We start from the raw sequence: 12260 nt of genomic DNA on the forward strand, positions 1-12260 counted from the left end.
ATCGAAATTGGAGAAAAACATGACCACGATTCTTACAGTACGCACAGGTAACCAAGTCGTTGTTGGTGGCGACGGACAAGTCTCTTTAGGCAACACAGTAATGAAAGGCAATGCACGTAAAGTACGCCGTTTATACCGAGGAGAGGTTATCGCCGGTTTTGCAGGCGGTACTGCGGACGCATTCACATTATTCGAACGATTTGAAGGTCAATTAGAAAAACACCAAGGTCACCTAGTACGTGCCGCGGTTGACCTCGCCAAAGACTGGCGCTCAGATCGCGCCCTACGTAAACTAGAAGCCATGTTAATCGTAGCGAATCGCGAAAGCACCTTAATCATTACCGGTACAGGTGATGTCGTTGAACCTCAACACGGAGCATTGGCCATTGGTTCTGGCGGTAATTATGCAGAAGCCGCTGCCCGCGCCCTACTCGAAAACACTGAGCTAAATGCACAGCAAATCGTCGAAAAAAGCCTAAGTATTGCCGCCGACATCTGTGTGTTCACTAACCACAACTTAACCATTGAAGAAATTGCGCTAGACTCTCAAATTGAGAAGCAAACAGACTAATCAGCACGCGCCTTCATCAATATTAACCCTTGTAAGTAAAGAGAATAATTATGAGCAGCCTAACCCCAAGAGAGACGGTTAACGCACTAGACAACCATATTATCGGCCAACAAAAAGCGAAACGAGCGGTTGCTATTGCTCTTAGAAACCGCTGGCGTCGTATGCAATTGCCTGAAGACATGCGCGCAGAAGTAACGCCAAAAAACATTCTAATGATTGGCCCCACTGGCGTTGGTAAAACAGAAATTGCTCGTCGTTTGGCCAAACTAGCCAACGCGCCTTTCATTAAAATTGAAGCGACTAAGTTTACTGAAGTGGGCTATGTTGGCCGAGATGTTGAGTCCATCATCCGCGACCTAGTAGAAATGTCCATTAAAATGCTACGTGAGCAAGAAACTGAGCGGTTGCGTCATAAAGCCGAAGATGCGGCAGAAGATCGTATTCTCGATGTGCTACTTCCTCCTGCTCGTGGAACAGACCCTGAGCTGGAAGACAGCAGCACTCGCCAGACGTTTAGAAAGAAACTACGCGAAGGCAAATTAGACGATAAAGAAATCGACATCGAAGTCGCTGACGCCCCTGCTGGTGTAGAGATAATGACACCTCCAGGTATGGAAGAAATGACCAGCCAACTGCAAAATATGTTCTCAAGCTTTGGTGCTAACAAAACTAAAAAGCGCAAAATGAAAGTAAAAGATGCATTGCGCCAAGTGCGTGATGAAGAAGCCGGAAAACTGATCAATGAAGACGAGCTGAAGGCTCGTGCTGTTGAAGCAGTAGAGCAAAACGGTATCGTATTCTTAGACGAAATAGATAAAGTAGCGAAGAGCTCTGAACGCTCCAGTGGCGAAGTATCCCGCGAGGGCGTACAAAGAGACCTGTTACCCCTTGTTGAAGGCTGCACTGTATCCACTAAATACGGCATGATCAAAACAGATCACATACTGTTTATTGCTTCTGGCGCGTTCCATTTATCGAAACCGGCTGACCTAATTCCTGAATTGCAAGGCCGTTTACCGATTCGCGTCGAACTTGATGCCTTAACGGTTGAAGACTTCAAACGAATCTTGGTTGAACCAAGCGCTTCTTTAACTAAGCAATATATCGCACTAGCAGCAACAGAGAGCATTAGCCTCAACTTTACTGATGAAGGCATTCAACGCATTGCAGAGATTGCATTCCAAGTTAATGAGCGCACAGAAAACATTGGCGCCCGCCGTTTACACACAGTGCTAGAACGCTTACTAGAAGAAGTATCCTATTCAGCAAGCGATATGCCTAATCAACAAGTGGTAGACATCACCGCTGCCTACGTTGACGAGCAACTTGGTGAGGTCGCGCAAAACGAAGACTTAAGCCAGTACATACTGTAACCCCTTTACCTAGGATAGCGAACCATGACTCAATATGTGCCAACTAAGATCCACTATCACAAGCAGTCTCGAGAGTTGGCTTTGACCTTTGCTGATGGACTAAGCGTCCGCCTGAGCGCTGAATACTTACGTGTTCATTCACCTTCAGCAGAGGTAAGGGGTCATGGTCAGCAAATGCCCATCCTACAATTCGGTAAAAAAGACGTGTCGATTAATGATATTGAGGGTGCAGGCAACTACGCCCTTAAAATCATTTTTAATGACGGTCACGATTCGGGGCTATATTCTTGGGAATACCTGTATAAACTGGCAGAGAACCATGATGAACTTTGGAAAATATACCTAAAGCGCCTTGCCAAAGCTGGCAAAAGCAGAGAAGCTAGCAGTATTCAAATTCACCAGCTTTAAACGTTTAGAACCAATAGGAATAGCAACATGGGCTCTTTCAGCTTATCGGCCATTAGCGCCATTGAACACGCAATAAACCTGGCACTAAAACAAGATCAGCCCTCCCAACAACACCTTAGCAAACTCGCTGGACAACAAATTTTCATCCACCTGGAAGACTTCTCTTTTATTCTACAAATTCATATTTTAGAAGAAGGTGTTATGCTGCAAAGCCCAAACAGTATGGAGGAAGTCGAACTTGATCCTAAGCTGGATACTCTCGTACAAGGCCCCAGTTCTGCATTCAAAAAGCTCTTAGAGGGAGATGGATTTTTTGACGGTGATCTACGCATTCAAGGTAATGCTCAAGCTTTAATGACACTTCACAAAGTAATGGAAAACTTCGAACTGGACTGGGAAGGCTTACTGGCCAACTATATCGGCGATCTTCCTGCTTCCGCCTTAGCGCGCTTATTAAGAACTCAGTGGAGCTGGAGCAAAGAAGTTTCTACGGCTGCTCGCATACAGCTAGTACAACACCTACAGAGCGATAGCCAACTGTTACCCAGCAAAGTAGAAATGAACGCCTTTATTGAGAACTTAGAAACCTTTGGCACGCAACTAGACCGCTTTGAAGCTAAACTGAGGCTCAAAAAATAAGTTTTTCTTAGCCTTTCACTCGGCTTATATATACACCAGCAATGGTTATTACAAAGCCCACTATCTGCAGGCTGGTCATTGCTTCATCGAAAATGAAATAACTTTCAACAGCGGCTAATGGAGGAGCTATCAGTAATAAAATCGCCACCTTAGCCGCTGCCACTTTGCGAACGAGCCAAACCATTAAAAACAAGCCACCGCCAGATAGAACCAAGACTCCCCACAATAAGAGCAGCAGAGTTTCGCCGCTAAAGACAAACAGGCTCTCCCCAAGAAAAATCACAAAGCCTAGCGCGACCACAAAAGCCGCTGCATTTTGAATGGCCATGGTGGTCATTAAATCAGAGCTAGAAATCGACATTTTTTGATACGTCACACCAAACGACAAGGCTAATACGGCAAACCCACCCAGTAATAACGTATGCAGGCTCACGCCGCCTAATGATGCATTCAACTGCAGTGCGGGGCTAATCACTAAACTGAGCCCAACCATACCAATTAACATGCCAAGCAAGCCAATTAGCGTTGTTCTCTCTTTAATCAATACAAAGGCTAAAAGCGCAACAAGAACAGGCTGCAAGGCGCCTATCAAAGCCATAATGCCAGCTGGTAAGCCTTTCGAGATCGCCAAATATGAAAGCCCCAAATACACACTGTTCATAAAGATGCCCGCGACCATGTGTTTGGGTAATTCTTTTTTCGATGGCAGCGGCCGACCTTGCAAGTAGGCAATGACAGCAAACAACAAGGCGGCAAAAAAGAAGCGGATCGCCAGGTAGATATTCGGTTCCATTAGGCCAACAATGAGCTTGCCAACAATAAAGCCGGTAGACCAGATTACCACCAGCAAAGCACATAACATGGCCATAAGTATCCTTACTTTCTCACAAGATGTTGCGTTAGAATTGACTACGAATTTCTTGACTTTGCAAGCCTTGGCCGATCAAAAAATGCAACTTCGCAAACGCCGCTTCATAAGTCATATCACGGCCAGATGTTACCCCTGCTTGAACCAGTGCAGCACCCACTGCGTAAGCGCCAGCTGCTACTTGACCAGCACCACACTGGCTAACGTTAATAATCACTGTGCCGTTTTGGGTGGCTTTTTCCATCATGGCCAACAACTCTTGGTTTTTATCAGGAGCATTGCCCGCGCCATAGCTCAAAAGTACTGCGCCTTTAACATCACTCGCTAATAACCCTTGCCAATGGTGGGCTTGCACACCTGGGAATACAGGTAAAATAGTCACTGCAGACTCTTCCATAGCTGGGATAATTATGTCCCCTTTTTGCTTGCGGCTATGAGGCTTATCAGTGCCATTACGCCACTGCCAATCTATGCCTAATACACCGTAAGGTGCTACGTTAGGGGAATGAAATGCTTGCCAATCACTGGTGTGCGCTTTATGAGCACGGTCACCTTCTATAAGCTGGCCTGCAAAGAATAGAAACACGCCTTTTGCTTGCTCTTCACACGCAGAGATAGCACCCAAAACGTTATTCATTGCGTCCGACCGAACGCGATACATGGGAACTTGTGAGCCTGTGACAATAACGGGCTTATCACTTCCTGCGAACATAAAACTTAATGCGGCTGAGGTATAAGCCATGGTGTCAGTACCATGAAGAACAATAAAGGCATCATACTCATCCCACTTGCTTTGTAGGTCCAAAGCTATGCTACGCCAGTCATTGGGTGAAGCGTTGGAAGAGTCGATCAAACTGGTGTACTTATGTACTACAAACTCATGGTCCAGTTCTTCAGATGCAGACAAGCTATTAAGCAAATCCTCTGCAAATTTCTCTCCTGGTACCAGCCCGTTGGCAGAGGGCGTCATACCAATTGTACCGCCAGTATAAGCAATATAGATTTTCATAAGCATTACCTAATTTTTTAGTCAAAAAAGGCGCTCTTTAGTCAGGCGCCTTTGCTCTAAGTAGAAAGCGATGTTAGTGAGATTACATTCTCTCTAAAGTTTCAATCCCTAGTAAAGATAGGCCTAACTGAAGAGTTGAGGCAGTATTAAGCGCCAATTGTAAACGACTGTTTTTTACATCTTCTTCAGCATTTAGAATTGGGCAAGCTTCATAGAAGCTCATGAAGCTACCCGCTAGCTCGTATAGGTAAGCACACAAGAAGTGTGGCATACCGTCATTCGCCACCGTTTGTACTGCTTCCTCAAACTGGCACAGTTTCACTGCCAATGCACGCTCTTGGTCTGCGACTAAATTGATTGTCCCCGTCAAAGCGGCTACATCCATTTCAGAACGTTTTACAATACTAGCAACTCGTGAATAAGCATACAGTAGGTAAGGTGCGGTATTACCTTCAAAACTCAGCATAGTGTCCCAGTTAAACACATAATCACTGGTACGGTTTTTAGATAAGTCAGCATACTTAACCGATGCGATACCGACTACGCGGCCAATATTACGAAGGGTTTCTTCATCCATATCTGGGTTCTTCTCAGCCACCAGTTGATAAGCTCGCTGCTGAGCTTCTTCCAATAAAGCTGACAGTTTAGCGACGCCACCAGAACGTGTTTTAAACGGCTTACCGTCATTACCCATTACAGTACCAAAAGGCATGTGCTCCAATTGGGTTTGCTCTTTCACAAACCCTGCTTTGCGAGATAAGGTAAAAATCTGCTGGAAATGCAGTGACTGACGAGCATCTACAAAATACAGCACTCGGTCAGCCCCTAAAGTGTGTTGACGAAAACGCACTGCCGCTAAGTCGGTCGTTGCGTAAAGGAATCCGCCTCCCGTCTTTTGCACAATGATTGGTGTGATCTCACCTTCTTTATTGGCAAACTCTTCCATAAACACACATTGAGCGCCTTGGTCTTCTTTCAATAAGCCTTGCTCACTCAGTTCATTAACAACGTTCTGAAGATCATCGTTATAAGCACTTTCAGGCATCACATGCTGACGCTCTAAGGATACGCCTAGCATTTTGTAGGTCTCTTCACAGTGTGTTAGGGAAATATCGATAAACTCATCCCATAAGGCAAGACACTCTTCATTGCCAGACTGTAACTCAACCACGAGTTCGCGAGCACGGGCTGCAAACGCTTGATCGTCATCAAAACAGGTTTTTGCTGCGCGATAGAAAGTCTCAAGATCAGAAAGGGCCATACTGATTTCAGATTGCTCGGCACGTAAGCGCTCCATGTAAGCTAGCAGCATGCCAAATTGTGTGCCCCAATCTCCAACATGGTTTTGGCGTACAACTCGGTGACCTAAGAACTCTAAGGTACGTACAACCGCATCACCAATGACAGTTGAACGTAAGTGCCCCACGTGCATTTCTTTCGCCAAATTAGGGGAAGAGTAATCCACCACGACGGTTTCAGGCTCACCGACTTCGTCAACATGCAAACGCGCACTTGAACGTCGTGAAGCCAGCTCTGCTCCTAACCATTCATTCTTGAGGAATATATTAATAAAACCCGGACCAGCTATTTCAACTTTGGCAGCAACATCACTTAAATCTAGTTGCTCAAGCACTTTAGCAGCAAGCTCTCTAGGGTTTGTTTTTAGCTGCTTCGCAAGTCCCATGATACCGTTCGCTTGGTAGTCACCAAATTGAACCTTAGCTGACTGACGAACAACGGCAGGAGCGTTTTCCGGCGCTCCCACAGCAACCATAGCAGACTGAATACGCTGATTGAGTAGTGTTTGAATGTTCACAAATAACCTTTCATGTTTAACTGAGTGACACATAACTGTGCAGAAACCCTATTGCCCAGCATACGAGACAAAGTGCTGAGCAATAACAGGTCGAAAATTGCCGTCATAATACCCGATTTTGCTATTTATAGCGAAATGAGACCAAGCAAGTTAACCAAAAAATAGCTCACAAGCTGGGTTATTGTTTTCATCTTCGTAGGGGTAACCAAGCTCATCTAAATAGCGAGTTACATCGGTTTCTTCACCAACCGCCTGTAAACCCACTAATACTCGTCCATAGGCATCACCATGATTACGGTAATGGAACATAGAAATATTCCATTGACCACCTAACGTATTCAAAAATTTCAACAACGCACCTGGGCGTTCAGGAAATTCAAAACTGTAAAACAACTCACCTTTTTCACTGCGCAAATGGCCGCCTATCATATGGCGAACATGCACTTTTGCCGTCTCATTATCAGTAAGGTCTGTTACATCATAAGTTTTCATGTCCGCCAATAACTCAGCACGGCTGTTCTGAGAGCCATTAGTTTGAATGCCGACAAAAATAACCGCTTGCTCATCATCCCCATAACGATAGTTAAACTCCGTAATGCTACGCCCCTCTAAAGCTTTGCAAAAATCTCTAAAGCTTCCAGGAGACTCAGGGATCTTAACCGCTATGATAGCTTCTCGCTTCTCCCCTAACTCTGCCCGTTCTGACACGTGTCGGAGGCGGTCAAAGTTAACATTCGCGCCACTGTTGATCGCAATAAGAGTTTGTCCTTCAACGCCTTCACGTTCGATATATTTCTTCAGTCCCGCCAGAGCACATGCTCCCGCAGGCTCTGTGATCGCACGCGTATCATCGTAAATGTCTTTAATGGCTGCGCACATTTCATCGGTTGTAACGGTAATCACCTCGTCTACGGTATCTTTCGCAATAGCAAAAGTGTTCTTACCAATTTCAGCAACCGCAACACCTTCTGCAAAAATCCCCACTTGCGAAAGTAAAGTTGGCTCACCTTTCTCCATCGCCGCTTTCAAGCAAGCAGCGTCTGCAGGTTCTACACCGATCACCTTGATGTCGGGGCGTAAGTATTTAATATAAGCAGCCACTCCTGCAATTAAACCACCGCCACCAACGGGAACAAATACAGCATCGATATCACCCTTTTGTTGGCGAAGTATTTCCATACCAATCGTGCCCTGACCTGCGATGGTATCTAGATCGTCAAATGGATGCACATACACTTGACCAGTGCTTGCCATGATCTCGCGGGATTTTGCAGAGGCTTCGTCAAAAGCATCGCCAAACAATACAACTTCAGCTCCATGGTTGCGTACTGCACTCACCTTCACCTCAGGTGTTGTAGCAGGCATCACAATGGTCGCTTGTATACCCAATTTTTTGGCTGCTAGAGCCAAGCCTTGTGCATGGTTACCTGCAGAGGCCGCAATGACCCCTCGTGCTCGTTCTTCTTCAGATAACTGACAAATCTTGTTGTATGCCCCACGAATTTTGAACGAGAACACAGGCTGCAGGTCTTCTCTCTTCAAAATAATCTCGTTACCTAATCGATTCGAAAGCTGATTAGCACGAGACAGTGGTGTTTCTACCGCCACGTCATACACACGCGCCTGTAGAATTCTTTTGATGATGGTATGGGGCATATTCAGTCCTAGCAAATGTGTCGTTAAAATGACGACCAGTTGAGATATTTGTGTTTTTCCACACAATAAAAACTTAGAGGTAGAAATATACCTTTTCAGGGAATTTCAAGCAAAAAAGATCGACAAATAATTCCCAGCAAGAGGAGCGCCTCTAACATTCCCAAATAGTTGCGCTTATAATATTCATGCCACACCTTTTTCTAACTTAAAACAAAATAAAGGCGCTCAAAGTCATGACCCAAGACGAGCTAAAGCAAGCTGTCGCTGAGGCAGCGGTTGAATATATTCTTCCCATGTTAGAGACAGACACCATTGTAGGTGTCGGAACCGGCTCTACCGCTAATTTGTTTATTGATGAGCTGGCTAAACATAAGCACAAATTTGACGGCACTGTCGCTAGCTCAGAGGCTACCACTGAACGCTTAAAAGGCCACGGTGTGCCAGTGTATGACATTAACAGTGTCGATAGCATCCGCGTCTATGTTGATGGCGCAGATGAGTCTAACGAGTATCTTCACCTTATCAAGGGTGGCGGTGCAGCTTTGACCCGCGAGAAAATTGTAACTGCTTGTAGTGATGAGTTTATATGTATTGCTGACCAGTCTAAGTTAGTAAATATTTTAGGTGACTTCCCACTACCCGTTGAAATCATACCTATGGCACGAGGTCACGTTGCCCGCGAGCTCGTGAAACTTGGTGGTGATCCAGTTTTTCGTGAAGGGACGGTGACCGATAATGGCAATCATATTATCGACGTTTACAACCTAGATATTAAAGACCCAGTTAATATGGAAATTAGCATTGATGGTATTGTTGGTGTTGTCACGAACGGACTATTTGCTAAACGCCCTGCCGATGTTCTATTACTTGCCACCGAGCAAGGAATCAAAACCCTCAAACGCTAACAGTGCTTTTAGGAAGCATTAGCTTACTAATGCTTCCTTCCTCACCTTAAAACCATCGACTGCGGCGCATTAATAAAAACTGGCCAACACCTAAAACAAATAGTACCCCGCAAAAAATCCAAAATGACTCTGTATTATCGGTACCCGGCATACCGCCAATATTAATACCAAATAAACCAGTTAAAAAACCCAGAGGCAGAAAAATCCCTGACAACACAGACAGCACATACATGCGTCCATTCATTCTTTCAGCATGCTGATTTACGAATTCTTCTTGTAGTAATAGACAACGCTCTCTTAGAGACTCAAGGGCTTCTACATAGCGCGTGATATGGTTGGCAGCTTCTTGTATCTGAATAAGTTGATCCGCCGTCATCCAACTAGCAGACTCAAGCAATAGCTTTTGAATGGCTTCTTTTTGCGGTACCAGAAAGCGCCTTAGCCGAATGGTTTCCAGTCGCTTTTGAACCAACACATCCCTCAACCCAGACTCAGTTCCCACACTGACACTTTCCTCTAGGTCAGAAAGCGTTTCTTCTAAACTATGAATAACGCTTTCCATTCGCTCAGTTAAAGTCTCTGCTAAGGTCGAAACTATATCTGCTGTACTACAAGGCCCTTGTGACAATTGCAAATCAGCAACGACTGATTGCACAGATAAGAGCTTTCTCATTCTGGTGGACACAATAAAGTTTGGCGTTGCCCACATACGCAATGAAACCATATCAGAAGGGTTAGATTCAGGATTTAAATTCACTCCCCTTAAGTTGATCAATAGCCCGCCCCCTATTCGAACGGTTCTGGGGCGTGTTTCATCAGCAAATAAAGCTTCAATAACGGCTTCTGGTATCCCATCAACATTATTCAGACAATCTTTGCTCTCTGACATAAGACCATCTAAATGCAGCCAACGACAACCAGATGTTGGGACCTCTTTTGGCAAGAGACTTTCTTCCGCTGCGCCACCACAGCCATTTAATTCCAAATGGTATAAAACAAAATTTGTCATCATTGATCCCATTCTAATAGAGCCTAAGAGTAACTCAAAAAGTTGATAATGCATAAAGCTTATGATCACGGCTGACAGTATGAGTAGAGGGTGGCATAATCAAGAAGGATCAAATCATAAGGAAACCGCACACCATGCAAAACCTTTCTCAAGTACTTGAGTCGAGTAACATCTCATCTGAACTTCAAAACATACTATCGGTAACAACAAATACCTGTATAGAAATTTCTGATGCTCTCAAACAAGGTGCGTTAGCTGGCATTTTAGGGGTAGCTGGTAATGAAAACGTACAAGGAGAAGAGCAAAAGAAACTGGATGTTATTTCCAACGACATGCTGAAAAGCGCGCTGTTTGCTTGCCCTCATGTTCGTGCCATTGCATCTGAAGAAGAAGACGACATCGTCCCTGCTAACACCGAGGGGCAGTTCCTCGTTGCATTTGATCCATTAGACGGCTCTTCGAACATAGACATTAATGCTATGGTCGGTACTATTTTTTCAATCTACCAGCAAACGGGAACCAGCCCTGCAACGGAAGCAGATTTTCTCATACCTGGTAATAAGCAAGTGGCTGCGGGATATGTTTTATATGGCCCTTCCAGCATGCTAGTACTGAGTACCGGTCAGGGCACTCACATGTTTACCTATGACCCAACTCAAAAACGCTTTTTACTCACCACCGAAAACGTTCAAGTCGAACAAGATACTCAAGAGTTTGCTATCAATATGTCGAATCAACGTTTTTGGGCTGAACCAATGCAAAGCTACGTTGCGGATCTGGTAAACGGAAAGGAAGGTTGCCGTGAAAAAGACTTTAATATGCGTTGGGTAGCAGCCATGGTCGGCGATGTACACCGTATATTATGTCGCGGTGGTATCTTTATTTACCCTTGGGACAAAAAAGACCCGAACAAACCTGGAAAACTGCGTTTAATGTATGAGGCAAACCCTATGGCAATGCTAATCGAGCAAGCAGGCGGTAAAGCGCATACTCATACACAACGTATTTTAGACATTCAACCAGAAGCCATTCACCAAAGAGTGTCAGTCATCCTGGGTGCTGCAAATGAAGTGGATAAGTGCCTTAGTTATTAACACGGAAAAAGAAACAACCCAATAACAAGACAATGTGAATAACTACAGCCGATACGTCCAACGTCGGTTATATGGGCGCTTCGCACCCAGCGGCGCATTACGGCCTTCGGCCTAACAGCGCCCTACATTTGACAACGCATAATCAACATGGAATTTGGGTGATTTGTAGGTCACGGTTCGCGAAGCGAATCTGACGCCGAGGGCGAAGCCCTCGTGTTACACCACGCAATTTGGTCGAATCATGGATGCTTCGCACCCACGGCGCATTACGGCCTTCGGCCTAACAGCGCCCTACATTTGACAACGCATAATCAACATGGAATTTGGGTGATTTGTAGGTCACGGTTCGCGAAGCGAATCTGACGCCGAGGGCGAAGCCCTCGTGTTACACCACGCAATTTGGTCGAATCATGGATGCTTCGCACCCACGACGCATTACGGCCTTCGGCCTATGATCTCCATGGATTTTGGGTGATTTGTAGGTCACGGTTCGCGAAGCGAATCTGACGCCGAGGGCGCAGCCCTCGTGTTACACCACGCAATTTGGTTCAATCATGGGTGCTTCGCACTCACGGCGCATTACGGCCTTCGGCCTAACAGCGCCCTACAGCCGTGGGCGTAGTCCTCATGTTACACAAACGCAATTTGGTCGAATCATGGATGCTTCGCACCCGCGGCGCATTACGGCCTTCGGCCTATGATCTCCATGGATTTTGGGTAATTTGTAGGTCACGGTTCGCGAAGCGAATCTGACGCCGAGGGCGTAGCCCTCGTGTTACACCAACGTATGTAGTGGTTCAATAATCCCGGACACCCAAATAAATGGTAAGCTTGCCACAACAGAGGTGTCCAATGAAAAAGAAACGTCGATCATTCACTCCAGAATTCAAACTTGAAGCTGCAAGCTTAGTT

At 45.4% G+C, this 12260-nt stretch carries 11 protein-coding genes; 6 read left to right on the plus strand and 5 right to left on the minus strand.

Annotated elements, in window-relative coordinates; translation table 11 throughout:
- Positions 1 to 19: 19 nt before the first annotated feature.
- Genes hslV through ACYVGZ_RS10215 form a run of 4 tightly spaced genes read left to right on the plus strand, consistent with a single transcriptional unit; the run spans position 20 to position 2991 of the window.
- A complete protein-coding gene (gene hslV / locus ACYVGZ_RS10200; protein WP_460754866.1) occupies positions 20 to 571 on the plus strand; it encodes an ATP-dependent protease subunit HslV in 552 nt (183 codons plus the stop codon).
- Between the two features lie 50 nt (positions 572 to 621).
- Positions 622 to 1944: an ATP-dependent protease ATPase subunit HslU gene (gene hslU, locus ACYVGZ_RS10205; RefSeq protein ID WP_460754869.1), complete on the plus strand. Its 1323-nt coding sequence runs from the start codon at positions 622 to 624 to the stop codon at positions 1942 to 1944.
- Positions 1945 to 1968: 24 nt separating this feature from the next.
- Complete coding sequence (locus ACYVGZ_RS10210; RefSeq protein ID WP_460754871.1) at positions 1969 to 2352, plus strand: gamma-butyrobetaine hydroxylase family protein; 384 nt, start codon at positions 1969 to 1971, stop codon at positions 2350 to 2352.
- Between the two features lie 27 nt (positions 2353 to 2379).
- Positions 2380 to 2991 carry a ubiquinone biosynthesis accessory factor UbiJ gene (locus tag ACYVGZ_RS10215; protein WP_460754874.1) on the plus strand — a complete coding sequence of 204 codons (612 nt, stop codon included), beginning with the start codon at positions 2380 to 2382 and terminating at the stop codon, positions 2989 to 2991.
- Positions 2992 to 2998: 7 nt separating this feature from the next.
- Here the strand turns inward: ACYVGZ_RS10215 and ACYVGZ_RS10220 are convergent, their stop codons facing one another.
- From ACYVGZ_RS10220 to ilvA, 4 genes are all read right to left on the minus strand, one after another.
- Positions 2999 to 3859 (minus strand): DMT family transporter, encoded by an 861-nt coding sequence (locus ACYVGZ_RS10220; RefSeq protein ID WP_460754877.1) that lies wholly within the window; start codon positions 3857 to 3859, stop codon positions 2999 to 3001.
- 31 nt (positions 3860 to 3890) lie between these two features.
- Positions 3891 to 4868 (minus strand): type I asparaginase, encoded by a 978-nt coding sequence (locus ACYVGZ_RS10225; RefSeq protein WP_460754880.1) that lies wholly within the window; start codon positions 4866 to 4868, stop codon positions 3891 to 3893.
- A gap of 82 nt (positions 4869 to 4950) precedes the next feature.
- The gene (gene argS, locus ACYVGZ_RS10230; protein ID WP_460754883.1) at positions 4951 to 6684 is read right to left on the minus strand and encodes an arginine--tRNA ligase; all 1734 of its coding nucleotides are present in this window, start codon (positions 6682 to 6684) and stop codon (positions 4951 to 4953) included.
- A 150-nt stretch (positions 6685 to 6834) separates the two neighbouring features.
- Entirely contained in the window at positions 6835 to 8340 is a 1506-nt protein-coding gene (ilvA, locus tag ACYVGZ_RS10235; protein ID WP_460754886.1) for a threonine ammonia-lyase, biosynthetic, read from the minus strand.
- Positions 8341 to 8573: 233 nt separating this feature from the next.
- Between ilvA and rpiA the strand changes: the two genes are divergently transcribed.
- Entirely contained in the window at positions 8574 to 9245 is a 672-nt protein-coding gene (gene rpiA / locus ACYVGZ_RS10240) for a ribose-5-phosphate isomerase RpiA (protein ID WP_460754887.1), read from the plus strand.
- A 46-nt stretch (positions 9246 to 9291) separates the two neighbouring features.
- Here rpiA and ACYVGZ_RS10245 read toward each other — a convergent pair whose 3' ends face one another.
- Positions 9292 to 10257 carry a zinc transporter ZntB gene (locus ACYVGZ_RS10245; protein ID WP_460754890.1) on the minus strand — a complete coding sequence of 322 codons (966 nt, stop codon included), beginning with the start codon at positions 10255 to 10257 and terminating at the stop codon, positions 9292 to 9294.
- A gap of 131 nt (positions 10258 to 10388) precedes the next feature.
- On the opposite strand from ACYVGZ_RS10245, the gene ACYVGZ_RS10250 reads away from it, so the two are divergent.
- Entirely contained in the window at positions 10389 to 11348 is a 960-nt protein-coding gene (locus tag ACYVGZ_RS10250) for a class 1 fructose-bisphosphatase (protein WP_460754893.1), read from the plus strand.
- The last annotated feature ends 912 nt before the right edge of the window (positions 11349 to 12260 follow it).

The organism is Marinomonas epiphytica, from assembly GCF_054780655.1.

Excerpts from the sequence above, each read along its gene's own strand:
- hslV (WP_460754866.1), top strand. The coding sequence starts at position 20 with ATGACCACGATTCTTACAGTACGCACAGGTAACCAAGTCGTTGTTGGT.
- hslU (WP_460754869.1), top strand. The coding sequence starts at position 622 with ATGAGCAGCCTAACCCCAAGAGAGACGGTTAACGCACTAGACAACCAT.
- ACYVGZ_RS10210 (WP_460754871.1), top strand. The coding sequence starts at position 1,969 with ATGACTCAATATGTGCCAACTAAGATCCACTATCACAAGCAGTCTCGA.
- ACYVGZ_RS10215 (WP_460754874.1), top strand. The coding sequence starts at position 2,380 with ATGGGCTCTTTCAGCTTATCGGCCATTAGCGCCATTGAACACGCAATA.
- ACYVGZ_RS10220 (WP_460754877.1), bottom strand. The coding sequence starts at position 3,859 with ATGGCCATGTTATGTGCTTTGCTGGTGGTAATCTGGTCTACCGGCTTT.
- ACYVGZ_RS10225 (WP_460754880.1), bottom strand. The coding sequence starts at position 4,868 with ATGAAAATCTATATTGCTTATACTGGCGGTACAATTGGTATGACGCCC.
- ilvA (WP_460754886.1), bottom strand. The coding sequence starts at position 8,340 with ATGCCCCATACCATCATCAAAAGAATTCTACAGGCGCGTGTGTATGAC.
- rpiA (WP_460754887.1), top strand. The coding sequence starts at position 8,574 with ATGACCCAAGACGAGCTAAAGCAAGCTGTCGCTGAGGCAGCGGTTGAA.
- ACYVGZ_RS10245 (WP_460754890.1), bottom strand. The coding sequence starts at position 10,257 with ATGATGACAAATTTTGTTTTATACCATTTGGAATTAAATGGCTGTGGT.
- ACYVGZ_RS10250 (WP_460754893.1), top strand. The coding sequence starts at position 10,389 with ATGCAAAACCTTTCTCAAGTACTTGAGTCGAGTAACATCTCATCTGAA.